The sequence below is a fragment of the Vibrio sp. 2-2(8) genome, assembly GCF_963888495.1.
Classification (GTDB): domain Bacteria; phylum Pseudomonadota; class Gammaproteobacteria; order Enterobacterales; family Vibrionaceae; genus Vibrio; species Vibrio anguillarum.
The window spans coordinates 1-24,887 of sequence record NZ_CAWPJM010000033.1 but is presented as its reverse complement, the minus strand read 5'-3'; the positions used below and the strand labels follow the sequence as shown (position 1 = coordinate 24,887).

Sequence of the window (24,887 nt, the reverse complement as noted above, 5' to 3'; positions counted from 1 at the left end):
TATATGTCTGCAGGATTAGTACAAGCCGCATATATTATTGCTGCTATCTTCTTCATCATGAGCCTTGCTGGATTATCAAAGCAGGAATCAGCAAGAGCTGGTAACTACTATGGTATAGCGGGTATGGCTATCGCACTCATCGCCACTATTTTTCGTCCAGATGCGCAGGGCTTAGCTTGGGTATTGCTGGCGATGGTAATTGGGGGCGGTATCGGTATTCATTATGCTAAAAAAGTAGAAATGACCGAAATGCCCGAACTTGTGGCTATTCTCCACAGTTTTGTGGGCATGGCTGCGGTATTAGTGGGTTATAACAGCTATATCGATGCGCCAATTGTACTCGATCACGCTGAACACGTGATTCATTTGGTTGAAGTGTTCATTGGGGTATTTATTGGTGCCGTCACCTTTACAGGATCTATCGTCGCCTTTGGTAAACTGCGTGGAATCATTTCGTCGTCGTCGCTCAATCTCCCTCATAAACATAAGCTCAACCTCGCGGCCATTGTTGTCTCCACATTATTAATGATTTACTTTGTTAATAATGGTGGCAGCATGTTTGCGTTGATTATTATGACTCTGATAGCGTTCGCGTTTGGCTACCATTTGGTGGCTTCGATTGGTGGTGCAGACATGCCCGTTGTGGTATCGATGCTTAACTCCTACTCAGGTTGGGCAGCCGCAGCGGCTGGCTTTATGTTAGCGAATGATTTACTGATCGTAACCGGAGCACTGGTTGGTTCTTCAGGTGCCATTCTTTCTTACATTATGTGTAAAGCGATGAACCGCTCTTTTGTTAGTGTGATTGCCGGGGGCTTTGGCCAGGATGTGACTATCAGCGCAGACGTTGAATACGGTGAACACCGTGAAATAAACGCTGAAGAAGTAGCCGAAATGCTGAAAAACTCTAAGTCAGTGATCATCACTCCAGGGTATGGCATGGCAGTAGCTCAAGCACAGTATCCTGTTCACGAAATCACGGAGAAGTTACGTGCACAAGGCATTAAAGTTCGCTTTGGTATTCACCCAGTAGCGGGACGTTTGCCTGGCCATATGAACGTACTGCTTGCTGAAGCAAAAGTGCCTTATGACATTGTGTTAGAAATGGACGAAATAAACGATGATTTTACTGAAACGGATACGGTTTTGGTGATCGGTGCAAATGACACAGTAAACCCAGCAGCATTAGAAGATCCGAACAGTCCGATCGCCGGAATGCCAGTGTTGGAAGTATGGAAAGCGCAAAATGTCATTGTATTCAAGCGTTCAATGAATACTGGCTACGCAGGTGTACAAAACCCTCTTTTCTTTAAAGATAATACCTATATGCTTTTTGGTGATGCAAAAGAGAGTGTAGACGCCATCTCAAAAGCGTTATAGCATCTACGATTAGGATAATGAAGAAGCCAGCAAAATGCTGGCTTCTTCTGTTTTTGAGCAATCATTATTGACATGGATATAACACGTGCAATGTATTATTAGTTAATAATGTTATATAGTTTTTAATCTAAACCATTAATGAAAATAAAACTTGTTTAAAGCGATTAAGACCTACTTTTGGGCTATTTTAGTTTTAATACCTATTCAAACCTATGCCGATTCGTTGCCAGAACGCATCGACCTTTTTGCGTCGCTTTTTGATTATAGTACCGCTGATGTAAGTTATGATATCCGTACTTTGCAGGTTGATTATCCAACTCGCTTATTGACTCCCGAATCAATGTTACCGCAAACGGCTGAATACCCTTTAAAAGATCTACAGTTGTTATACAAATTATCTCAAAGCTGTACAGGTAAGTTGCCGCTGAGCCCACTCATAACAGAGCCATTAGTCTTCACGAGAGCTATCTGTAAAGGATCTCAATTACCGTCGAAATGGTTTGCGAGAAGCGCTTTGATTCACCCAGGAGGTGGAACATATGCGGCTCGTTATGTGAAAAAATACCCTGAGAAATTTGTAGAGTTGCAACAATATATGCACATACGAGAGCGCACCAAAGCAAGTGTGGATTCTTTGCTTGGCCGCATCCAAAACATGAATGAAGATACGATCTTAGCACTCATATCAGGTGCAACCATGTTTGTAGAGAACAGCGATCTTTGGCTGAGAAAAGGGGATATGTATTACGTTTTTAACGAAGACGTATGGTTAGACAACGCGAGTAAAGCAGGACTCAGCTATAGCATGGCCTCGGAAAATTCGACCTGTTTTATTCAAAGAGGCAACATTTGTTGGAATGTTGAAGATCATTCCAACGTGTTACGGATAAGTATGGTAATTCTTGTCCTAGCTAACATAATACTTGTATTAGGCTGGTCCCTTTATCGTTGGAATTCAAAACGACAGGAAATGAAAAGTCGTATGTTGGTGCTGCAGATTCTTACTCACGAGCTCAGAACACCCATTGCAAGTCTATCGCTAACCGTTGAAGGATTTAGGCGCGAATTTGAAAGGTTACCATCAACTGTTTACGATGAGTTTAGACGCCTATGCGAAGATTCCAGACGTTTACGGCAACTGGCCGAAGCCAGTAAGGATTATTTACAGTCAGAGAGCAGGCCGCTTGCAACAGACTGGGTACCTTCCGTTGAAGAATGGTTACAATACAAAGTGGAAGAAGAGTTTCGTGAAAGCATAGATCTTGTTATAAACAAAGATATTGCAGCTAAACTGAATGTTTATTGGCTTGGGACATGCATCGATAACTTAATTAGAAACGCAGTAAAATACGGTGTTGCTCCAGTTACGTTAGAGGTAACAACTAAACAAAATTCAATCACGATCAAAGTTACAGATCAAGGTCTGTTAAATCATCGAGATTGGAGAAATTTACGTAAACCTTTTGTCAGCAAAAGTGGCTTAGGTTTAGGTTTGACTATTGTAGAATCAATGGTAGGTCGGATGGGTGGTAAGATGACACTCGCAGGACCGCCAACCACATTTATATTGGAGATCCCCTGTGAAACAGACATTGCTTCTCGTTGAAGATGATAAAAACCTTGCCGATGGCTTATTAGTAAGCCTTGAACAAGCAGGGTATGACTGTTTACATGCAGAAACTATTGCAGATGTTAAACAGCATTGGGACAGTGCAGACTTAGTCATCCTCGATCGCCAATTACCCGATGGCGATTCTGTTCAGCATTTGCCAGAATGGCGTAAAATAAAAGAGTTGCCAGTAATTCTTTTAACCGCACTTGTTACGGTCAAAGACAAAGTGGCTGGATTGGACGCGGGGGCAAATGATTACTTAACCAAGCCTTTTGCCGAGGCTGAATTATTTGCACGAATTCGAGCCCAGCTTCGTTCACCAGAATCAGAAGGGCAGGATGACACGAAAGTGGTTACACCCAATCTTGTTATTGATAAAGCCACAAGAGAAGTTTTTTTTAAAGAAGATTCAATTACCTTAACGCGTACTGAATTTGACTTACTCTTATTTTTAGCAAGCAATCTCGGGAGAGTGTTTACGCGTGACGAATTGCTTGATCATGTATGGGGTTATAACCACTTTCCAACGACAAGAACCGTCGATACCCACGTGTTGCAATTGCGCCAAAAACTTCCAGGCTTAGAGATTGAAACCTTGCGCGGTGTTGGATACAAGATGAAAGCGTGATGCAGAAATCTCGTTTACTATTGGTAGGCATAGCATTTGTGACTATTCCTACCAAAGCACAAAATGTTGAGTGGTTTGATCAAATCACACCGCTTACCCAAGCGCATCAGAATCTTTTAAATAATAATTTAGAAGCAATGTTTAACTCACTTGTCGAAGTGTGGCAGCTTGAACATAACAAAAACATTCAGAGCCATCTCAATGAATTATTATTACAATCATTAACCGTTGATTGCGGTAAAAGTTTAGACAAAAAACCACTCCCTGAATGGCTTAAATCAATCACCATTAATAGGCAAGAGATCCAGAGCCCAGGAAGAGATGCATTTCATGTTGATATAGAAGTGGACGCTGAAAAACCACTTGCTGATATCAGGCTGGCGCAGTGGGTCGATAAAAGTTTATCAACCGATAGTGTATTAACGACCACTTCGAGTGACAGCGTCACTGAAAAGACACATTACTTAAAGCGTTATAATCTCAATAGTAAAATTACAATGGGTTTATACCGTCTTGATATAACAGCCAAAGATCAGCAATCTTGGAGCGCATGGATTGTGCTTGGTGAACCCAAAGCAAAGCAAATTGTACGTTGGGCTTCGAAAGATCAATGGCAAATTGAAAAAAAAGCGCTACTCAATCCATATTGTCCTTTACCTGAACTCAATGTATCGCTGTATGATTACATCAATGGAAAATACTCTGAAATATGGAGTCAACGATACGAGTCTGAGTATCCTAATGAACTTGAAATCACTAATTTGGCTGCAGACCGTTATGTATTAGCGGTATCAATGACTCAACAGCGTTGGCAAGGGCCGATTATCATTGAGCAATCTCAAGTAATCAGTAAAACCTACGATGTTTCAGTAGATGAATAATTAAAGATAATAGACAATGTGCCGTTATAGACATAAAGGAAACGACACGTTTATAACATTATGAAAAATTTCATTAAAATACTCCCACTTGCAGTCGTACTTACACCATCTTTCAGCTTCGCAGCCAATTATGCAATAGAGGCGCGAGGGGATGCGATGGGTGGTGTAGGGGTTGTATCGGCGAACTTTCTCACTGCTCCATTTTATAACCCTGCACTTGTGGCTATTTATCGTCGTAACGATGACCTAGGTATGATCGTTCCCAGTTTCGGGATTTCTTATAATGATGAAGACCACATGGTCGATGATTTAGACAGCATTTCAAGCTTCATAGAAAAAAAAGATTACACAAATACTGAACAGCTGCAGAAAAGTTTAGATAATTTACAAAATGATAAACTAAAAGCCGAAATTGGCGGTGTTGTCGCCTTTGCCATTCCTAACCAATTTATAGCGGCTAATTTATTCGCCAAAGCCTATACCGAAACGTTTGTCACTCCTGATATTTACAGCGGCGAAAATACTGCGTCATTAACTCCTGAGCTACAAACTGTCGAAAACGCAGAGCTCAGCGCAGTGAACGCTGTTTCCGTTGGGGTAACAGAAGTGGGTTTCTCGCTAGCCAAGTACCAAACATTTTTAGGCCAACATATTGCCTTTGGTGTAACACCTAAACTTCAACGCATCTACACCTATGTATATTCAGCAAGTGTAACCGATTACGATATCAAAGATGCACGAGATAATGGCCAAGGTGAAACCATGTTCAACCTTGATGCCGGCGCATTGTGGTTTTATGGGCCTTTAAGAGTTGGATTTTCCGCAACCAATTTAGTCAAGAGAGACATTCAAACTCAATCTTACACTAAGAGTCTTAAGAGCCAATTCGGTAAAACACGAGACATCAATATTGGCTACGCATACCAAATGAGGCCACTTTATACAGTAGGTGTAGGTATTGTTGCAGATTATGCCACATTAAGCGTGGATTATGATCTTAATGAAGAAGAGCGCTACACTAATTTTAATGACAATACACAGATGATTCGAGTAGGTGGTGAAATCGATATCATGCGTCAGTTAAAATTAAGAGCAGGATATAAAAAGAACTTAGCATACGATAATGTTGATGGAACAATCACAGCAGGGGTAGGGATCTCACCTCTCAATCTCTTCCAACTGGACATTGGAGCAAGCTATACAAACGATAATGCGATGGGAGCTTACATAAATTTCCTTGCTAGTTATTAACTCGATCTCTATAGTCAGGCTCCTAATCAACCGGAGCCTTTTTAAATGTTTGATGATATTCCAACTTTATCTCACCAAGAACAGCAAGAAGCTGTTGAGAAAATTCAACAACTAATGGCTCAAGGTATCAGTACCGCAGAAGCCATAAAAATCGTTGCATCCCAAATTAGAGCAGAAAAATCTGCAGATAAAACGAATTAATTCTCAACCTAACTATTTCCATTGCATAAGAGCGTTCACTCATTAGTGGACGCTTTTTTGTATCGAGAAAACCCCCTGCTAGGCTGGGGGTTCCGTAAAGCTTACGGCTATAAGTCAGTTATAACCCCTTTCAATTTGATAAAAACGTCTTGTGGTCTGGCAACTGTAAGAGTTAATTAAGAATTGAAAGGGGGTCCCAATTGGGACGAAGAAAGCTTAGCGCACACGCGATGGAATTGTAAATATCATGTGGTTTTTGCACCTAAGTACCGAAGGCCGGTGTTCTACCAGACTTCGCCGGGATATCATCCAAATGCTCACCAACGAGCAAGTGGGTAGCGTATATTCTCGAGTGTTGGTGCTTTCAGCGATGTTCTGTTTAACCGGTTTTGTAGCAAAACTTGGCCATTGGTCTAAGTATTTGAGTGAACTTAGCTGATCAGATAATTTAGTTCCATGATTTAGGAAATAAAGCCATTTTATGTAGGATTTTTCTGGGATTATGAGTTGTCTATTGTCTGCTTTTACTGATGGTTATATCGTTAAGTGAATGAAATCTAGTCTAGGAATCTCGGAATGATAACCAATAACATAAGTAATGCTCAACTCAGCGGCATTGAGCAAAACGCTCCTCAAGTGGGTCCCCAAAAAGTCGAGGCTTACCTTGCAACGATTAAGAAAGCCCAAAAAGACCTTGAAAAAATCGATCCTGCCATTGCATCAGTCGATGAGCAATCAGCAGATTCTGAAGTACTGGCTATGGTAGCGGCTCATCAAAAACAAGTTGTCCAGTCTATGGTGGGTAGTAATCCTGAGGATGCTATTGCATTGACACTAGCGGCTGGTATCGAAGCATGCAGTGCTCGACTTGAAGCGATACAGCAGCAAGCTATGGGCTTAGGTGTATTTGTAGATTCCATGGAAGCGATGTGGGAAGACATATCAAAAACATCACCATTAACAGGGTATGCGTTAGAAGACGCTTTTCAACTAGTGCTTATGGATGTATTGATCCACATTGACGATTACAATTTAACAGCGGATGAAAAAGATGCCCTTCAACGTTTTATGGAGTGTGGTGGTTCAGGGATGCATGGTTCTCATGAAAACTATGATCAAAATGAATTTGTTGCTGACCTTCCTGGACTTTTTAACAAAATTCATGCCCACGCACCCAAGGACAGTTTTGCTTATACAATTACTGATTCTATGAAAAATAATTCTGGTTGCCCCGGGGCTTTAGTAACGCAATTTCAGAATAATTGGGGTACTGCTAGTGAATGGTATTCTAACTGGACTAATGGCATAGGCGATGTCTCTCCAATTATGCGTATGGCATTACTCTCTAGTGTGCTGACTGATTCATCTGTGGAAATCTCCAGCGACGAATATAATATGTTTCTTACTGGTAGCCTGTCTGATATTGATACCTTTATGAACGAAAAGTACGGTAAAAATACCATTGAATACATTAACGAGGATCTTGCTATGTGGAACTATTACTTCGATCCTAGTGAGAATCCAGTTACCGGTTTTGGTATGAATTTCCATTCTTCTAGTGGAATGCAGGTAGACTACTTCACTGCATTATCAGAGAATTTACCTTCTCGACCTCTCACCGACGAGGAGCTGAAAGAAGTCAACCGTATCGGTGATCAGGTAAGAATGCTGCAAGAGACTCTCAAATATTGGTTGCAAATTTGCCGAGATGAGCTAGTGGCCATTGCACGTAACATCTAGTTCAGAACGGTCAATTAGGTCGGTCGAAATAAAAATGGGTTGTGGCATCTGAAACACATATACACATTCAAGCATTCAAGCATTCAAGAGGGACTGCCAACGCGTGGCGGCTTTAGCGCAAGTGTTTACAGTGGGTTTTTGAGTTCGGCGGTGCGTTGTTAAACACCGCTGTAGCTTCAAGTAGGAAGAGAATATAACAATCTAGAGTTACGGATGTGATGAAAATTACCATTTTTCTGTATTCACGCTCTTTTTGAACTGAGTCGCTAAAAACGTTAGCAATACGTTAAAAGCTGTCTATATTTTTCCAGTCTGCTAGAATCGTTTAGCCTTTAATTTTACACACTTATCGAGGTTTTACATGGAGCTTGGATTAATCATCGTTTTTATCGTGGCTGCAGCGGTCATGGTTAAGAAAGAGATGTCAGAAAATAAGAAATAGACTCACTCATTGATAACTTTTCTCCCCCTTTTTAAATGAATGTGTCTCAAAGCCAGTATTAAACTGGCTTTGTTATTTCTACGATTTTTGGTTCCAAACCAGTTCTCCTCGTCTATTTTCCATCCCGTCAGAGATACCACAACGATGATAAATAAGGCATACTCGTTATTGCATACTCACTGCAATTTCACCAAAGGATGTCCATTTTGCAAAGTCCAATTACCTTAGAAGCGCTTCATATTTTAGATGCGATTGATAGACGAGGCAGCTTTGCTGCGGCGGCAAATGAGCTAAGCCGTGCACCATCATCGCTGAGTTATCAGATCCAAAAATTGGAACAAGATTTAGATATCACTATTTTTGACCGTTCAGGGCATAAAGCGACGTTTACTGAAGCCGGCTTGCTCATTCTTGAGCGGGGTAGAGCCATTTTATCGGCGACAGAAAAATTGGTGAATGACGCAACCTTGTTAGCGAATGGTTGGGAACTGGATTTGACGGTCGCATTTGACGGTATTATCCCTATTCATAATTTTTTCCCAATGGTTGAAGCGTTAGGTAATGTCAGTAAAACACGAATCCGTCTTCAAGAAGAAATTTTAGCGGGGTGTTGGGAGTCACTTTCAACCGATCGAGCCGATTTGCTGATTTGCCCACGTATCGATACGTTACCACAAGATGTAAAAGCAGAAACCATAGGAACTATGTCAATGGTTTGGGTAGCGGCCAGCTCGCATTACGTGCACAAACGAAGCGGTGCATTTGATGAAGAAGCAAGGCAAAAGTATCGAGTGATTGCGATTGCCGATACCGCGCGTGACCAGCCTGCAATGAGCGTGAATATTTTGCAAAAACAACCGCGTTTGACGGTAACTAATTTCAGCGCAAAATGTGCCGCTTTAGTGGAAGGGTTAGGCATTGGCACATTACCGAAACAGATAGCAGAACCATTGATCGCCGCAGGTAAACTGAAAGCAATCAGCGGATCTGAAGAAAAATCGATGCAGATCATTATGGCATGGCGGCGTAATAAAATGGGCGAAGCAAAGTCGTGGTGTGTGCAATACCTCAAGAAAAACTGGACGCTAAGTTAAAATTTTGGGCGGATCGCAGTGATCAAATCTGATCGCTACGGCTTTATTCTGGTTTATTTAAGATCAAAACCATATCTGCCGTCCCATCTTCGAAATGCACTTCAATCTCAAAACCTAATTTTTGCGCTAGCGTCAACATGCCTCGGTTGGTTGGCATGGTCATGCCGGAAATTTGTAAGGTTCCTTTCAAGCGACAATAGTCGATGATTTTTTGCAGCAAGATTTTACCCAAACCTTTTCCTTTTAAATCAGAACGGATCAAGATGGCGAACTCAGCATCGCTATTCTCAGGGTTAATGAGTGCTCGTGAAACGCCAATAATACTCTCTTGATCATTGGTATGATCCACTGCGACAAAAGCCATTTCTCGGTCATAGTCAATTTGAGTAAAATTGGCTAAGGCTTCATGGTTAAACTCGCCGACATCCGAAAAAAAGCGTTTGTACAAATCTTCTTTTGATACGTTACGGATAAACTCTGCATGATGCGGCTCATCTTCGGGCAAGATTGGGCGTAAGGTAATGGCCGAGTTGTCCTTCAGGATCACACTTTCTTCAAACTCACTTGGATAGGGGCGGATAGCTAATCTACTTTGTCCGTCGCCTTGGTAATCTTTTAGGACTAAGTTGGCATCCAATATGGTGAATTGATTGCCATTGGCTAAAACCGGGTGAATATCTAATTCATCTATTTGTGGACATTCAATAATCATCTGCGAGATACGAACTAAAAACTCAGATAACCCATCAATATTCATTGGCTCTGGTAGTTTTTGCAGCCGAATTTTCCCGCTGCGTATTGCTCTGACAATCAGATAACGAGCGAGCGTCATATTCAGTGGGGGGAGTGCGGCGGCGGCATCGATTGATTCATCCCATTCTGAACCACCTTGTCCCAGTAAAATGACCGGGCCAAAGGTTGTATCAGTAATCACTTTGATCCTGAGCTCTTCGCCGCCAGCGAGCTTTGCCATTGCCTGAACCAATAACCCATGAATATTAGCGGAAGGATACGAGATCTGCGTGCGATCCAATATCGCTTGCGCTGCGCTTGCCACTTCGTGGCGGTTGCGTAGATTGAGCATCACGCCTTGCACATCTGATTTATGCGTAATATCGGGCGAACGCAATTTCACCACGACTGGGTAACCAATTTGCTCGGCAATATGTACCGCTTCACTGGCATCAGAAGCTATCCAAGTTGGTAATACATTAAAATTAAAATATTTAAATAACTTACCTATTTGGTGTGTATCAAGGTGACGGGTAGGGTGTATGCCTAGTTGCTCCGCTATCCATTGCTGCGCGCTGTGTATTTCTGATACATGGACGGGTTCTGCGGTTGTCGGCGTTTCCATTAGTTGTTTTTGATTTCGACGGTACTCGACTAAGTGCATGAATGCCACCACTGCACTTTCTGGCGTTCGATAGGTTGGGATGCCCGCTTGGGTAAATATTTGTCTAGCCGGGCGCGCGGTAAGTTCTCCTGACCAATTGGTTAGGATGTTAAAACGTTTATGGCGAGGGTGCGCTTTAATGGCATCGACCACCGCTTGAGCGGTTTGTTCAGACTGCGCAATCGCAGATGGGCTGTGCATAATGAGAATGGCATCGGTTTTATCACTATCTAGCAGCACATTTAGTGTATTAACGTAGCGAGTATGATCCGCATCACCCACCATATCGACCGGATTACTGTGAGACCAACTTTTAGGCAGGCACTGATTTAGTTTTTGATAAGTAGACTCTTCAAGATCGGCAAGCTTTCCGCCTCGATCTAACAAGGTATCGACGGCCATAATAGCTGGCCCGCCACCATTGGTAATAATAGCAAGACGTTCACCTCGTAATGGAACGGAGTGAGTGAGTGTTTCAACAGCGGCAAAGAGTTCATGGGTATTATTCACCCGTAACATACCCGTGCGTTGAATTGCGGAGTCATAAATAATGTCGAGTGTATTGTCTCCACCAGTATGTGCTTGAGCCGCTTTACGTCCAGCAAGCGTTCTTCCTCCTTTTAATACTAAGATTCGCCGGTTACGTGACGCGGCACGCGCTGCCGACATAAAACGGCGAGCATCCTTAATCGTATCAACATAAAGCAAAATGGCTTGGGTGTGTCTATCCGTGCTCAGGCAATCAAGCAAGTCAGAGAAATCGATGTCGCTGGCATTACCAAGAGAAATAAATGCTGAAAATCCGATCTCTTTGTCATTTGCCCAATCTAAAATCGTGGTACAAACCGCTGCAGATTGTGAAATAAAGGCAATGTTACCTTTTAAGGCTGTGACAGGAGAAAACGAAGCGTTGAAATTTAACCAAGGTAGGATCAGCCCTAAGCTATTGGGGCCCAAAATGCGCATTCCTGCCGATTTTGCAATTCTAGAACATTGGGCTTGGATTTCGACTCCTTGAGCATCTTCAGTATACATATCAGATGAAAGTACGATGACGGAGCTGATGCCTTTATCTGCCAATTGCTTAAATAAGGTGACGTTGCGTGTTGCGTGCGTGCATAAAATCGCAATATCAGGGACGATAGGCAGAGATTCGATACTTTTGTAGGCCAATACGCCACAGACGGATGGATAATAAGGCGTGACAGGCATAATCGCACCATCGAAGCCTCCTTGAAGTAGGTTCTTCATCACGATATTGCCAGCACGAAGCGAGCGTACTGATGCACCAACAACCGCGATCGATTTTGGTTTCAGGAATGGATTTAAATTGTTCATGTTGATGAACCTTTCACTCACGAATTACCGTTAGCTTAGCGAACAAATGCTATCCTTGTTCACTATATTGGTTTGATTGTGATCATTACGTCGTGAGACAACTGCGACTTTGTGCCATAAATCACAGTACAAGGGTATATAATCACAAAGCGAGCTTGATTCTGAGCGTCGCTATCGGCATGATTTATAGTAATTTCTACTTAAGGCGTTGAACAATTCATGAAAAAAATCACAATTGTCGGTTTATCAGTGCTTCTGGCTGCCTGTGCATCTGATACATACATTACCGATGTCACCTCTGAAAGCCATCGTGAAGAGTACAAAGTTGCTCCGGTTCAGCAACCAGTAGTCGCTCAAGAAGGCATGGCTACTGGAATTTCTGAGAGCAATGTCGAAACGAATGTGGTGAAGATGTCTCCTAACGATACAGAGAAAAAAGTCGTTAAGATGAGCCCTCAAAGCAAAGCCGCAGTAGCGCTCATTCCACCGACAGCTAAACAGACGGCAATGAATCCGCGTTTTGGCTACACCATTCAGGTCGTTGCTGTTGGATCACAGAATAAAGTTGATCAGTTTGCCAGTAAACTGCCCAATTCTGACGGCCAACCTATTTGGGAAAATTATAAAGTAGTGAATGGAACCAAGTGGTACACCGTACTTTATGGTGACTACGCAACTCGTGCCGATGCTGTTGAAGCAATTAAAACACTGCCAACCGAGTTTCAAGCAATGAAACCTTTTGCCAAAAGTATTGATACCATCAAAAATTCGGAATTTCCGACACTCAATAAGTTGAACTGATTCTGGATTTTATCGCGAATAAATGATCAAAGGGGCTTATGCCCCTTTATTGCTTATAACTTAGCCTGTTACAACAGTAAAAAGGTTTTCCTTGGCTAAAACCGTGTAACTTCACACTGAATTGATTATCATGCTTTATAGTTTATTCGTCAGCAGCATGGACAGATTTTAATGACTCAAACAACAATCCTATTATTATGTGGTGGCGGTTCGTCAGAACATGAAGTTTCACTTGTGTCAGCTAACTATTTACAAGCACAACTTGAAAAAACAGAAGGTTTTCAAGTTATTCGCGTCGAAATGCGACCCGATGGTTGGTACAGTGAAAAGGGCGATCTGAGTTTCTTAGATACGAATGCTGCAACGTTGAATACCAATGGCGTCGCCGTCAATATCGATTTTGTGGTTCCTTGCATTCATGGTTATCCAGGGGAAACGGGCGACATTCAATCGATGCTCGAGCTGGCTGGCATCCCATATTTAGGTTGTGGTCCAGAAGCCAGTGCTAACAGCTTTAATAAAATTACATCTAAGCTTTGGTACGATGCGCTGGGTATTCCTAATACACCTTATCTTTTTCTTTCAGAAAATAATGCACAAGCGCATCAGCAGTGTAAGCAGGCTCTGGAAAAATGGGGAAGTGTGTTTATTAAAGCGGCGAGACAAGGCTCATCTGTTGGTTGTTACAAAGTCACCGAGGTTTCCCAGCTCAACAGCGCAATCGATGCGGCTTTTAGCTACTCGGAACAAGTTCTGGTTGAAAAAGCAGTGAAACCTAGGGAATTAGAAGTTGCCGCTTATCAGCTTGATGGTGTTTTATATCTTTCTAAGCCGGGTGAGATCATCGCACCAGAAGACGCATTTTATACTTATGAAGAAAAATACAGTGCGACTAGCCATTCGATGACTGAAGTACAAGCTCAGAATTTAACCAGAGATCAATTGGAAATGATAAGTGATTGTGCTGCTAGGGTTTTTACCCACATGAAGCTTAGGCACCTTGCACGTATTGATTTCTTTTTAACCCCAGAGGGAAACATTTATCTTAATGAAGTTAACACCTTCCCTGGCATGACTCCCATTTCAATGTTTCCTAAAATGTTAGAGCATAATGGGCATAGGTTTCATGAATTTCTAGCCAATTGCGTGACAACGTCACTCAATCAAAAGGTTTAATGACCTTAAATTTCATCTGTTCACTTTCTGCAATGTCGAGCTTACCAATGTATTGAGCTGGCATTGCAGGGCTTAACCATCGTCCAAATTGCTGAATATCTTGAGTTTTATAACCTTGTTTAGCCAGTTCTTGGGCCGCACCAACACGGGTTGATTGGCCTGAAAACCTCAATTCAAATATGCCTAAACGTTGCCCTGCATGACGTAAGATACGGAAAATAGATGCATCATTTAAAGATCTATTTGAAATATTGCCATGCCGATCGATTGAACAAAACACAATGTTCGACTCTTTATTGAGTAATTGTAGCCACTTTTTAAGTGCAAGAGAGGCCGATTCAGAAAGATAATAATCGACATTTCCCACGATGATCTTCATTTGCCCATCCACAGTTAAGACTTGTCCTGTACTTAGTTTTTTAAGCTCACTTCGTTTCAAAGCACACTCAAACATCACATAATAGATTGCAAGATCGCGGATATCCTTTTTGTTAGGTGAATGAATAAGTTGTATATCTAGTGCTAATAAATGTTTTTTCGTTAACGGTGTCGCTTGCTTAGCATCATCACCTTTCTCTCCTTTAAGGCGAAACAAAGAAAATTGAGTGAGTCGGTTTTGCGTGGGGTCTTTCATCGAAAGTAGGTGATGGATGATACCAATGGTGACCATGTAACGCCTGATAGTCGCGTATTTTCTCACACGAGCTTCCGTTTCGATAAATTGCCTAACAGCTGTTGTTGAGCCAGGAAGAGGAGTAACACATCTTATTTTGCAAAATGTAACAAAATGATTCCAATCTTTAGTCATGGCCAAAGCGGAGTTCTTCGAATATTGCCAATGTGTCAAATGTTGAAATTGTTCAAAGCAAACTGTGTCGGAAAATTCGGTAACCTTTTGTTTTAAAATCATAGGATCTGTGATGAGAGGGATGTTTTTTTTCATCTTGATGCACTATAACAATATGGTTTATCGATAAATATACTTGATAACGGTGAAGATACAATTATTATTTAACTAACCTATAATTAAAAAGACCAATAACATATGGCTATAGCGACGTATCGAGGATTTACCCTTACATCTGCGCCTAACTCTACAGATATATGGCAAGTTAAGATCAAAAACCATGTTTTGACTGGTAACCTTGCGGCAGTTAAAAAAAGCATAGACTGGTGGTGTGATACTGCCTCTATCATTGATCCTAGAGAGTTCAGTGCGGTAGGTAAGAAGAGAGAAGCTCCAAATGGTAAACAAGAGCAATTTGGCGGCTTTACACTGAAGAATGATACAGGTGAGCTCAATGGGTGGTATTGCTTTTTCAATGGTCGCTTAATCAAAGGTTCAAAAGTGGCTATTCAAAAACATATCGAAGCTTATTTGCTTGCAAAACAGAAAGCAGAACAATTAAAGAAGTAAATGATTTATGACACTTGTATATTCTACGGATTTAGGCCGTATCAAAGCTGAGCCTGAAGTTCCTGAAGTTATGGAACGCCCTAAAGGAGATGGAGTGGTTAGAATCCATCGTCAAACAAAAGGGCGAAAAGGGAAAGGCGTGAGTATCGTGACCGGCTTGGATTTAGATGATACTGCACTAAAGCTATTCGCGGCAGAAATCAAGAAAAGTTGTGGGTGTGGTGGCTCAGTAAAAGATGGTGAAATAGAAATCCAGGGTGATGCTCGAGACAAAATTAAAGCTTATTTAGAAAAGAAAGGTTTCATAGTTAAACTAGCCGGAAATTAACGTATTAATAACTAGAATGAAATCTTCGATTATCAGACTAGTTATTAGGTATTTTATGGTAAATCCGAATACTGTTAAATACACTGAGTATGAACCTGACAGTAAACATAGAACATAGACTAATGAACAAATAGTAGAATCAGAACATTTGAACCTAGGAAGTAAACCCTACATATTTAACATAAGATATATAATGCGCACTGTAATATAGCTTCCGTTTTGGTGCTAACCATTAGCGCTAATGCTCCGCAACCCATTGATATTGTTCTTAATCCTAGCCCGTTGTGCTTTTTTGCTATGTGTTCCCATAGCTGTTTTATTCTTGGGTTTTCGTTGCGGTCTGCGTGGCATCCGAGTAAAGCCAGCTCAGGGTCAATTCCTGCTTGCTCTGCGAGAAAAACCGCTTCCTCATCAGATATATAGCGCATACCTTTGCGCATTTCGCATATCCTCGATGGATTTAGATTCAAATCGTGCGCAATTTGTTTGTCTTGTATGTAGTTTTGGGCCTTTTTATAGGCATCTAATAGCTGACTTTGATACATGGCAAATCCTCCTTTTTTTCAATTCTAGCTTATAACTTGCGGAAATTCGCATCTAGCAATTGCAGAATTCCGCAATTATGATTGCGGAAGTTCGCAATTTGAATCTCTCTAAGACTAACCACATCGCTTATGCGTTCCGGACATTCGCCGAGAGATTCACCTATTTGACCGCCTTGGGCGCTTGCTCTTGACGCTCTCGCCCTTGGTGGTCAATCCCTCAATCAGTCAAGGTGGTTGTTATGGCAATTTCAGTCAAGAAAGCTAAGTTATCAAACTCAATGAATCCGTTTGTAACCATTCAGGTTGCATCTGGCGCAATTCCTCGTTTCTTGTCTTATGAGTGCCTAGCGCCTAATGATAAGCAATTTTATTCAGTAACCTCTATTCAATCGCTTGCTGTAAAAATGCCTCTCGTCTCCGCTCAAGCCATTTTGCCTGAAGTTCAGCGCCGCTGGCCTCTTGCTCAAATCTCCCACGAGGTTTGCTAGTTATGAGCATGGAGCATTTATACACGCCAGTTCTTGAGCCTGTTCGCCATTTCTCCGAACCACGCTTGCCGATTGAGCCTAAGCGTTTTGTATCTGCTCCTAAATTTATTTCCAAACCTCGCCTTTCGTCTTTTGCCCAGTTCGTGGAGGAGTTCAAACTTCCTAAGCGTTACGACCTTTCAAAAATCAACACGCTCACCAACTGGCGCGAGGACTTATATCGCTCTACTTTTCGTCACGGTGATTTTAGTCGCCACATGACGCGCTCATTTTTAGATACCTGCGACAATAAATCGTTCAATGAGGCCATGATTCAAGTTCAAGCCGCCAATGACCGACTATTGATTAACGGCCACAGCGCGGCCATGTCTGACGATGAAATAAAAGATTTGGCATCCGCTAAATCTCGCGCATTTAAAAAGCAAATTCTCTCTTTGCCTGAGCCTGAGCAATTCGGCAAAGCTTGCGAACTTTTGGCCTCTTTGGGCCTTTCGTTCCGTGATGAATTAATCAAAGAAAAGGGAAAAAAAGGCGAGCTTTTTTCTTTGGTTAATCGCGTTTGTGATGAGATTTTCCTGCGTAGACAATTGCGCAAGAAATACGCTTACATCGTTGAGCAGGTCGCTCGTGACTTGTCGCTTGTGCAACGTGCTAAGCAAGTTTATTGCTCTGACTTTTCAGTTATTCGCCAGCGTGAGCGAAACACATCAAACCAAATCGCGCTTGAGAACACGGTCGCGTATGACCCTAACGATTTAGAAAACTGGTTCACGATTGCTGAGCTTGCGGAAAAGTCCGTTTCTAACAAGGAAATCAGACGCGGCGAAATGTTCACCCGTTTGCGCGGTTTTGAGGAAATGGCTCAAGAGTTTGGTCACGCCGCCGCTTTCTACACGTCTACATCCCCTAGCCGTTTTCATCCAATTTCTAACGGTGTCGTGAATAAAAAATGGCTTGATGCGAATCGACCAACGGCCCGTAACGCTCATGACTACTTAATGAAAGTTTGGCAGGACTTAGGGCGCGTTCTCGCTAGAAAGCAAATCAAGGTCTACGGTATGCGAATTGCTGAGCCTCACCAAGACGGCACACCGCATCACCACTATCTGCTGTTCATGCTGCCTGAGCATCGTGACATTGTGACCGCTGAATTTAAGCGCTTAGCGTTCAGAGATTCCCCGAACGAGAAAGGCGCTAAAGAGCATCGTTTCACATCTGTTTATATCGACCCGTCACAAGGTAGTGCGGTTGGCTACGTGGCTAAATACATCAGCAAAAGCATTGACGGCAAACACATTGATTCCGATAAGCGCTCATCACTTAGCGGTATTGACGCTGCTGAGCGCGTGGTCACCTGGGCGCGTGTTAACGGCATTAAACAGTTTCAATTTATCGGCGGTCCATCTGTGTCCGTTTGGCGTGAAATGCGCAGATTAAGAGAAGAATTCAAAGAGGGCGACATTGTGCTATCTGACTTATCCGAAACTGAGCATTTCATGCTTGAGAAAATTAGAAAAGCCGCAGACGTTGGCGATTGGAAGGATTTTTGCGCGGCTATGGGCGGCGTTTTTGTCAAGCGCAAAGACCAACCCGTCAAGCTTCAATACAACGCGCCTGACGCTATTGAGCGTTTGCTTGCTTCGGGTGAGTTCTCTCCTACTCGTTTCGGTGATACGGCTCAAGGTCGCGTTTCTGGTTTGATGTTCAAACAAGTATTTCTTTGCACTCGTTTTCGTAGTTGGCAAACCGAGAATAAAGAGAAATTCCTTGCAGCTCAAAAACGCATTATGTCGGGTGTTGTTGATTTTTATGATGCCCTTGAAGCTGAAAAGGAATACGAGCGCATGTGTGATAAGCGCTTTCAAGAGTATGAGGAAGTTTGCGCTTATTACGAGGAGCTTGAGGCTCTCATTCTTTTAGGCGACATCGAGGGGGCGTATCTGGTGGGCGCAGCCCCGCCAGATACGCTCCATTGATGCCGCCCTTGGACTTGTGTCAATAACTCCCTTTTTAATTTTTAACCGTCAAGATAGGAAACAACAAAATGAAAACTGAAGGCTTAATTTTAGATTCATCTGACATCATTCAAGAAACCAAAACTGGGCGTGGTGGTGAGCTTTTGCAGATTGGCAAAATCAAGCTTATTACCACTAATCCGACTGACACTATTGAGGTCAAGGTCAGCCCTGAACTCTGGAAAGGTGGCGAGGCTGGCAAGCTTCTAACTCAGTGCGTTGGTAAGCGCATGACATTTGAAATTCAGTACAAAGAATTCAGCTTTGGTAATGATGAGGGTAAGCACGTTGCTTTGAACGGCTTCCACCTTTTTGCATTACCTGAACTTGGCAACAAGTAGGCACTAAATCATGACTGACGCTCAATTCTTAGAACTCATGGATAAAGTTGATTCGCTCTGGATGCTTATCTTCATCATGTGCCTGTTTCTGATTATAGGCGTCTTTCTGATAGCGGGGGGTCAACGTTAATGACCGATTGGCAATTCATCACCGCCGCCGCCTCAATCGCTATGGTCGTAGGTTGGACAGCAGGTGTGAAAATCTTAATGTTTAAAAAAGCAATGGAAGTGGCCACGTCTGGCTAGTTCCTTAACTCAACTCAGTAAAATGGTGAATATTATGTTTAAGAACAAAAAAAGCAAAGCAGCTCTAGCACTAGGTCTTCTAACTGTAGCGGGTATTGCATCTGCTGCTATCCCACCTGAAGCGCAAGCCGCTTTAGATGGCGTAAAGGAGGTGGGCGATACTGTTCTTGCTTGGATGTGGGGCTTTGGTACTGCTCTTACAGTTGGCTTTGTTGGCCTTAAATTGGTTCGCAAAGGCGCAAACAAAGCAAGCTAATTCGCTTATCTGGTCGGGTGTGTATTCACCCGACTTTCTTTTATTTAATCGGACGTAAAATAATGAGCATTAAAAAAAGCATCGCATTTTTACTATTAACATTAGGTGTTTCTTTTAATGCTTCTGCTTCTGTCTATCTTGCTGTTTTCTCTAATACCTCTATAAAGGAATGCCCCGTTTTAAAAGGCAAGGTTTATAGTCCCTCTTCCGTTGGTTCTTGTATTTCTGGTAAGTCTCATCCGTCTTTTGGTGACGTCACTCGCTTTACTCTTAATGATGCAGGGAACGGCGGTCTTGTTCTGCGTATGTATAATAGATTTAATCAGTGGGACAATTACGCCTCTTTTTCTAATCCTTCCGACTCTTGTCCGTCCGGTCAGCTTCCAAATCCTGACACTGGATTATGTGAAGACGCGCCTCCACCGCCGCCAGTCTGCACACCACCTGAGGAATTAAGCCCCGTAACGAACGAATGCTATCTACCTGAGTTCTGTGACAGGCAATCAACTTGGGACGAAATAGCACAAGGTGAAGCGTCATGCGCTGAGCAAAAAGGCATATTTACTTACAGTTGTTCTAATTTCTTCCAAACTTTAGATATGCGTTGCGATGAGCCGAACGTCTGCGCTATGGGTATGCCAAATTGGCCCGATTGTATGCCCGACCCATCAACGCCGATTGACCCGAGCGACCCATTTAGGCCAATACCCGGTGGCAATCCTCCATCAACTGGCGGCGTCAAGCCTGACGTTCCTGATGTTACACCGCCAACGGGTGAAACTTCCGACCCTGCTGTATTAAGCGCCATTCAGAATATGAATGCTGATTTAAATAAATCGGTCACTACGCTTAATAATAATAATGTTGATTCATTCGCCGCATTAAATAAACAGCTTACCGACTTGAACTCTAAAAACTCAGGCATCGGTCAGTCTATTGTCGACCAAATGAATAACGATATAAAAATCGCTGACAATAATAAAAAGCTCATGCAGCAGCAAAATAAAGTTATTTCTGATTCTGGTGTTTATATTGCCAAATCGATAGAAAAACAAACCAGTGAATTATCCGATTTATCCGATGTTCAAACAGGTAAAATAACAAGTGCTATTGATGCGCTGGCCGAAAAGATGCCTGCTTCCTGTGACCCTGCAACCGACCCTCGCGCTTGTGAGGGTATAAATGGTTTAACTGAATCTTATGTTGATTCTGCTTACACTCAGATGATTGCTGCTGCTGATACTGAGTTGTCTGCTGCCAATAGCGCACTAGTTAATTATGCAAGGGTGGCTTCTATCGAGCCTATGACCGACGAAACTCAAGTTTATATTGATATGGCCGTTGGTGATTTGCTCGGCGTTCTTCCCTCTTCATCTGATTGTGTCGATTTTCCTATGGTGACTTCAATGGGTACGTTCACGCTCGGCTGTGAGTTCAGTACTCGATTGAAGTCCATCATTTCATTTTTGATTTACGTTTTCACGCTTTGGACACTCATCGATATATTGTTGAACGGTGTCACGCCTGTTGGTGGCACTACTCCCTATATGAGTCGGAGGTAATACCATGCCAGTTTTTCTATTGCCCATTTTAACGGGTATTGGTACAGCGCTTAGAGTGCCTGCCATTGCTGCGTTCTTTGCTGGCCTTGCTGCGAACATCCTTGCTTGGTTTTCGGCTCGAATGGCGCGCGGCCTTGCTATCAATCTCACTGTCATTACGTTGATAATTGGCCTTGCGACTGCCGTTGCTGCTTCTATTTATGCCCTTGCTGCTGGTTTGAGCTTTATTGCGCCGCCTTATCTTTCTGTTGCTTGGGGTATGCTTGTTCCTGCTAATGCTATCCCCTGTATGAGCGCGGTTCTATCTGCTCGCGTTATTCGTTGGGTCTGGGCTTGGCAGTTCTACGTTATTACTAAGATGAGTTCTTGATATGGCTTGCGTCTATTTCGTAACGGGTAAGCTCGGCTCTGGTAAGTCTCTTGTTGCTGTTTCTAAAATCCGTGAAGCGTTTCACCGTGGCGTTCCCGTTGCTACTAATCTCGATATTAACTTAAAAGAAATGCTCGGCCGCAATAAGCGACACACTAAGCTTTTCCGCATTCCAGATAAGCCAACGGTTGATGATTTGCTCGTACTTGGCTCGGCTAATAAAAGCTATGACGTTAAAAAAGACGGCTTAATTGTGCTCGATGAGTGCGGCACTTGGTTTAACTCCAGAACGTGGAATGATAAAAGTCGCCAGGCTTTGATTGACCATCTTTTGCATATCCGAAAATTAGGATGGGATGTTATTTTCATCGTTCAGGATATTTCAATCGTTGATAAACAGGCTCGTCTTGCTCTTGCTGAGCACACCGTTTTTTGTCGTCGTCTCGATAGAATGCAGGTGCCTATCCTCTCCTTTCTTATCACGCTATTAACGCTCGGTCAGCTTAGGCTCCCACTCCCAAAACTTCATGTCGGTATTGTTAAGTACGGCGATAACACCAACTCGCTAACTGTTGACAAGTGGATGCTCTGGGGTACCGATTTATACAGCTCTTATGACACTAAGCAGATGTTTAGAAACAATTACGAGCACGGCGTTTATTCAGTTCTGCCGCCTTGGTATGTCCACGGTCGTTACACTGTCCCTTACACGGTGAAAAATATCATGCGTATTACAAAAATCTACTTTCGCAAGTATTCACGCCTTGCTGCTCTCACGTTCGGTTGTGTCTCCACGTTCGTTTTAATGATGATAGTGACGCCACCACAACCAACCAATGCAGTCATAGACGAAACGCCAGCCGCTACCGCATCGGACCTTAAATCTCTGCTTGGTGGTTATCGCATTACCAGTTATAGCGCACTGCCTAATGCCCCTGTCAACTTTGAGCTAGATAAAGGCGGCTCCAAGCTAACGAGTTACGAGCTGCGTTCTATGGGCTTTGAAATTACATCATCCTCACGCTGTGAGGTCACGGTCAGTCAAGGTGGTCAAAGTGAAACGATTAATTGCTAGTCTTTTGCCCTTTTCTTTAAAGAAAAAAACAAAAAATTATTGCGCCGTAGGCAAACTGCAAGCGTGTGCCGTGGTTGCCCTGCGCTGTGGTAAAGTGGTTAATAAACAATTAGTTAAGTTTATTAATTACTTTTCCACATCCAGCAAGTTCGTTTTGCTTATCGCGCTCACTTGCTCGCCCGGTCACGCAAACGAGTCTCAACTTTTTGAGTCCAATAACACGCCCATCGGTGAGTTTGTTTCTTGGTATTCAGGTCAGACGGGTCTAAAGATTGTGCTCGGTCAAGGTGTCTCTGGTGCTGTCAGCTTTACCGCTCCCGATTTGCTCCCGTCCGAATATCCCGCCTTTTTTGATTCCGTTCTTCGCTCTCACGGCTATCTGCTTGAAAAGGATTCAGGCGCTTACGTTGTCAAGATAAACACACAAGAGCTGACCATCTTTGAACCTGCTGAGGTTAAGCTCTACCGCCTCAACAATGTCCGCAATACTAAGATAGTGGATTTGATGACCGCCACGCTCCGTGCCACGGTTTCGCAGTCGCTCAAGGATAAGCCACTCGACAACTACGGCGTTCAAGTTCTCCCAACCACTAACGCGCTCATTGTTTCGGGTACGGCTGAGCAACTGAGAAAGATAGACGCCATTATCGAGGGTGTGGACACGCCACAACGTCAAGTCTTTATCGAGGCTATCATTACTGAAACGGAACTAGGCGACAATCAAGAGCTAGGCGTTAACCTCCAAGCTGCTTTTGATAGTGCCGGATTCATTACAAACCTAGCGCTGATTGACAAGGCAAAGGACAACGTACTCTTTTTTGAGGGTGGTAACTTTGACGCCTTGGTAAAGGCTGTTTCGACTAACCAGCACACAGAGCTGCTTTCTCGGCCAAACATGCTCATTATGGATAGGGAGCGCGGCTACATCACGGTAGGTCAGAACGTGCCGTTCTTAGTCTCTAGTGAAGTCACGGACGGCGGTAATACAATTCAACGCATTGAGCGAAAAGATGTAGGCGTCACGCTTGAGGTTACGCCTCACGTTCTTGGTGGTGAGGTTGTCCTCGTTATCAATCAGGAATCAAGCACAGTAACGGACTCGGCTATTGCTGCTGACATCATCACCAACAAGCGAACCCTGAGCACAGTTGTTAAAGTCAGTGATAAGCAGACCATCGCACTCGGTGGCCTTATCTCAAGCGAGGAGCGCAACTCCGTCTCTGGTGTGCCCGTTCTAATGGATATACCGCTTCTCGGCGGCCTCTTCCGCTCTGAGGGAAAAAAGCAAGTCAAGAAAGAGCTTAAGGTCGTTATTAAGACAACCATATTGTGATCATAAAAAGGGGCTTTCGCCCCTTTTCTACTTCCTTATCTTTGCAATGCTTCGCGCTATCTTGAGTAGCTTCGTGCTCGTCTTGATTTCAAGCTCTGATTTAATCTCTATGAGCGCAATTCCTGTCAATATTTCTTGAGCTGATACCATTTGGCCGCTCGGCAGTTCTAGCCTGTTGTGGTGCATTCTGAACTGCTCCCAGCTTTCACATGCGCTTAGCTCTCTCCCTTTTGCCATTCGCATTAGCCTTTTGCATTCCCTCGGTATCTCTTTTCCCCTATCCCAACCTTTGACAACGCTCACACTTTTAAAACAAAGTTTTGCTGTCTCTTCCTCGCTTAAATGACATTCAAATTCACGAAAAACATAGTTTTTTGTCATTTCGCCGTACTTCATTCTTATATCCCTCAAAAGCGAGGGATATTATTCTTGATGTGATACTAGTTCCATTTAACCTAACGGCACATAATGCGCACTTAAGGCATGGTCATTTTAGGGATTGGATGAATCGATTTGGGGTTTTGATGCTTGACGTTCTTGGGCTTTAAGCTCTGGATAAAGCTGTTTTCGTCTCGTACGACACCATTTTGTTCGCAATAACAGATTAATTTCTATACATATTCAAGTTGATTTTCAGTAATACCGTCTTTTTTGCATTCGTGAATGAAAACAGGTATTAGAATTCCGGAATTCCGGAGTTAATTGGGGTGTAACAATAACCCCAACCGTTCCGGTAACATCTGAATAATAAAGCGCCAGTTTAATGAATGGTCCCTCCCCGCCGAAACGGGGCCCCTCCATTCACCAAACTGGCGTTCGTGTATGAACATGAGTGATTCAATAATGATCTGCTCCAGCAAAACTGGACACCACATTAAGCGACATTTTGCTGTTCAAAGTTAACTGGGCTTAGATACCCAAGAGCACTGTGCCTTCTCGTCCGATTATAATCAACCTCTATGTACTCGAAG

At 43.0% G+C, this 24,887-nt stretch carries 25 protein-coding genes and 1 pseudogene; 21 read left to right on the top strand and 5 right to left on the bottom strand.

Annotation, left to right across the window (positions count from 1 at the left end; all coding sequences use genetic code 11):
* Positions 1-3: 3 nt before the first annotated feature.
* The 9 genes and pseudogenes from pntB to AACV12_RS09320 all read left to right on the top strand — a co-directional run bounded on the left by pntB (position 4) and on the right by AACV12_RS09320 (position 9,229).
* Positions 4-1,380 (top strand): Re/Si-specific NAD(P)(+) transhydrogenase subunit beta, encoded by a 1,377-nt coding sequence (pntB, locus tag AACV12_RS09360; RefSeq protein ID WP_013867799.1) that lies wholly within the window; start codon positions 4-6, stop codon positions 1,378-1,380.
* A 151-nt stretch (positions 1,381-1,531) separates the two neighbouring features.
* Positions 1,532-2,986 carry a sensor histidine kinase VxrA gene (gene vxrA / locus AACV12_RS09355; RefSeq protein WP_013867798.1) on the top strand — a complete coding sequence of 485 codons (1,455 nt, stop codon included), beginning with the start codon at positions 1,532-1,534 and terminating at the stop codon, positions 2,984-2,986.
* A complete protein-coding gene (vxrB, locus tag AACV12_RS09350) occupies positions 2,961-3,620 on the top strand; it encodes a response regulator transcription factor VxrB (protein WP_013867797.1) in 660 nt (219 codons plus the stop codon). The genes vxrA and vxrB overlap by 26 nt, the downstream gene beginning before the upstream one ends.
* Positions 3,617-4,501: a DUF2861 family protein gene (locus tag AACV12_RS09345; protein WP_170900224.1), complete on the top strand. Its 885-nt coding sequence runs from the start codon at positions 3,617-3,619 to the stop codon at positions 4,499-4,501. Before vxrB ends, AACV12_RS09345 begins: the two co-directional genes overlap by 4 nt.
* Before the next feature lie 60 nt (positions 4,502-4,561).
* Positions 4,562-5,752 (top strand): conjugal transfer protein TraF, encoded by a 1,191-nt coding sequence (locus AACV12_RS09340; protein WP_094163305.1) that lies wholly within the window; start codon positions 4,562-4,564, stop codon positions 5,750-5,752.
* Between the two features lie 45 nt (positions 5,753-5,797).
* The gene (locus AACV12_RS09335) at positions 5,798-5,953 is read left to right on the top strand and encodes a YoaH family protein (protein WP_013867794.1); all 156 of its coding nucleotides are present in this window, start codon (positions 5,798-5,800) and stop codon (positions 5,951-5,953) included.
* Positions 5,954-6,136: 183 nt separating this feature from the next.
* Positions 6,137-6,241, top strand: a pseudogene (locus AACV12_RS09330) (hypothetical protein); the annotation flags it as partial.
* Positions 6,242-6,529: 288 nt separating this feature from the next.
* Positions 6,530-7,693, top strand: coding sequence for a hypothetical protein (locus AACV12_RS09325; protein ID WP_170900223.1), 1,164 nt, complete (start codon positions 6,530-6,532; stop codon positions 7,691-7,693).
* 639 nt (positions 7,694-8,332) lie between these two features.
* Entirely contained in the window at positions 8,333-9,229 is an 897-nt protein-coding gene (locus tag AACV12_RS09320; protein WP_017047920.1) for a LysR family transcriptional regulator, read from the top strand.
* 43 nt (positions 9,230-9,272) lie between these two features.
* On the opposite strand, the gene AACV12_RS09315 is transcribed toward AACV12_RS09320, so the two are convergent.
* Positions 9,273-11,963 (bottom strand): bifunctional acetate--CoA ligase family protein/GNAT family N-acetyltransferase, encoded by a 2,691-nt coding sequence (locus AACV12_RS09315; protein WP_170900222.1) that lies wholly within the window; start codon positions 11,961-11,963, stop codon positions 9,273-9,275.
* Between the two features lie 219 nt (positions 11,964-12,182).
* Between AACV12_RS09315 and AACV12_RS09310 the strand changes: the two genes are divergently transcribed.
* Both AACV12_RS09310 and AACV12_RS09305 read left to right on the top strand, forming a co-directional pair.
* A complete protein-coding gene (locus AACV12_RS09310) occupies positions 12,183-12,764 on the top strand; it encodes an SPOR domain-containing protein (RefSeq protein WP_013867790.1) in 582 nt (193 codons plus the stop codon).
* Positions 12,765-12,935: 171 nt separating this feature from the next.
* Positions 12,936-13,940: a D-alanine--D-alanine ligase gene (locus tag AACV12_RS09305; RefSeq protein WP_017045559.1), complete on the top strand. Its 1,005-nt coding sequence runs from the start codon at positions 12,936-12,938 to the stop codon at positions 13,938-13,940.
* Here the strand turns inward: AACV12_RS09305 and AACV12_RS09300 are convergent.
* Positions 13,924-14,883: a tyrosine-type recombinase/integrase gene (locus AACV12_RS09300; RefSeq protein WP_170900221.1), complete on the bottom strand. Its 960-nt coding sequence runs from the start codon at positions 14,881-14,883 to the stop codon at positions 13,924-13,926. The two genes, AACV12_RS09305 and AACV12_RS09300, sit on opposite strands and share 17 nt — an antisense overlap.
* 102 nt (positions 14,884-14,985) lie before the next feature.
* Between AACV12_RS09300 and AACV12_RS09295 the strand changes: the two genes are divergently transcribed.
* Both AACV12_RS09295 and yciH read left to right on the top strand, forming a co-directional pair.
* The gene (locus AACV12_RS09295; protein ID WP_013867787.1) at positions 14,986-15,357 is read left to right on the top strand and encodes a DUF3319 domain-containing protein; all 372 of its coding nucleotides are present in this window, start codon (positions 14,986-14,988) and stop codon (positions 15,355-15,357) included.
* Between the two features lie 7 nt (positions 15,358-15,364).
* Positions 15,365-15,685, top strand: coding sequence for a stress response translation initiation inhibitor YciH (gene yciH, locus AACV12_RS09290; protein WP_170900220.1), 321 nt, complete (start codon positions 15,365-15,367; stop codon positions 15,683-15,685).
* A 176-nt stretch (positions 15,686-15,861) separates the two neighbouring features.
* Here the strand turns inward: yciH and AACV12_RS09285 are convergent, their stop codons facing one another.
* Positions 15,862-16,230, bottom strand: a complete 369-nt coding sequence (locus AACV12_RS09285) for a DUF3693 domain-containing protein (protein WP_170900219.1) — start codon at positions 16,228-16,230, stop codon at positions 15,862-15,864.
* 239 nt (positions 16,231-16,469) lie between these two features.
* Between AACV12_RS09285 and AACV12_RS09280 the strand changes: the two genes are divergently transcribed.
* The 8 genes from AACV12_RS09280 (at position 16,470) to AACV12_RS09245 (ending at position 23,916) form a co-directional block, all read left to right on the top strand.
* Positions 16,470-16,718 carry a hypothetical protein gene (locus AACV12_RS09280; RefSeq protein WP_170900218.1) on the top strand — a complete coding sequence of 83 codons (249 nt, stop codon included), beginning with the start codon at positions 16,470-16,472 and terminating at the stop codon, positions 16,716-16,718.
* A 2-nt stretch (positions 16,719-16,720) separates the two neighbouring features.
* Positions 16,721-18,694, top strand: a complete 1,974-nt coding sequence (locus AACV12_RS09275; protein WP_249371330.1) for a replication endonuclease — start codon at positions 16,721-16,723, stop codon at positions 18,692-18,694.
* Positions 18,695-18,762: 68 nt separating this feature from the next.
* A complete protein-coding gene (locus tag AACV12_RS09270; protein ID WP_170900217.1) occupies positions 18,763-19,074 on the top strand; it encodes a chemotaxis protein in 312 nt (103 codons plus the stop codon).
* 280 nt (positions 19,075-19,354) lie between these two features.
* Entirely contained in the window at positions 19,355-19,576 is a 222-nt protein-coding gene (locus AACV12_RS09265; protein WP_170900216.1) for a major coat protein, read from the top strand.
* Positions 19,577-19,638: 62 nt separating this feature from the next.
* Complete coding sequence (locus tag AACV12_RS09260) at positions 19,639-21,138, top strand: hypothetical protein (RefSeq protein ID WP_170900215.1); 1,500 nt, start codon at positions 19,639-19,641, stop codon at positions 21,136-21,138.
* Positions 21,139-21,142: 4 nt separating this feature from the next.
* Positions 21,143-21,508 carry a DUF5455 family protein gene (locus AACV12_RS09255; protein ID WP_170900214.1) on the top strand — a complete coding sequence of 122 codons (366 nt, stop codon included), beginning with the start codon at positions 21,143-21,145 and terminating at the stop codon, positions 21,506-21,508.
* Position 21,509: 1 nt separating this feature from the next.
* Entirely contained in the window at positions 21,510-22,583 is a 1,074-nt protein-coding gene (locus AACV12_RS09250; protein WP_170900213.1) for a zonular occludens toxin domain-containing protein, read from the top strand.
* Entirely contained in the window at positions 22,564-23,916 is a 1,353-nt protein-coding gene (locus tag AACV12_RS09245; protein ID WP_339377055.1) for a secretin N-terminal domain-containing protein, read from the top strand. The genes AACV12_RS09250 and AACV12_RS09245 overlap by 20 nt, the downstream gene beginning before the upstream one ends.
* 27 nt (positions 23,917-23,943) lie before the next feature.
* Here the strand turns inward: AACV12_RS09245 and AACV12_RS09240 are convergent, their stop codons facing one another.
* Together AACV12_RS09240 and AACV12_RS09235 are read right to left on the bottom strand one after the other, a co-directional pair.
* The gene (locus tag AACV12_RS09240) at positions 23,944-24,312 is read right to left on the bottom strand and encodes a phage protein (protein WP_170900212.1); all 369 of its coding nucleotides are present in this window, start codon (positions 24,310-24,312) and stop codon (positions 23,944-23,946) included.
* Positions 24,313-24,790: 478 nt separating this feature from the next.
* On the bottom strand, positions 24,791-24,887 hold a 97-nt coding region (locus AACV12_RS09235; protein ID WP_130200936.1), incomplete at its 5' end, for an IS3 family transposase.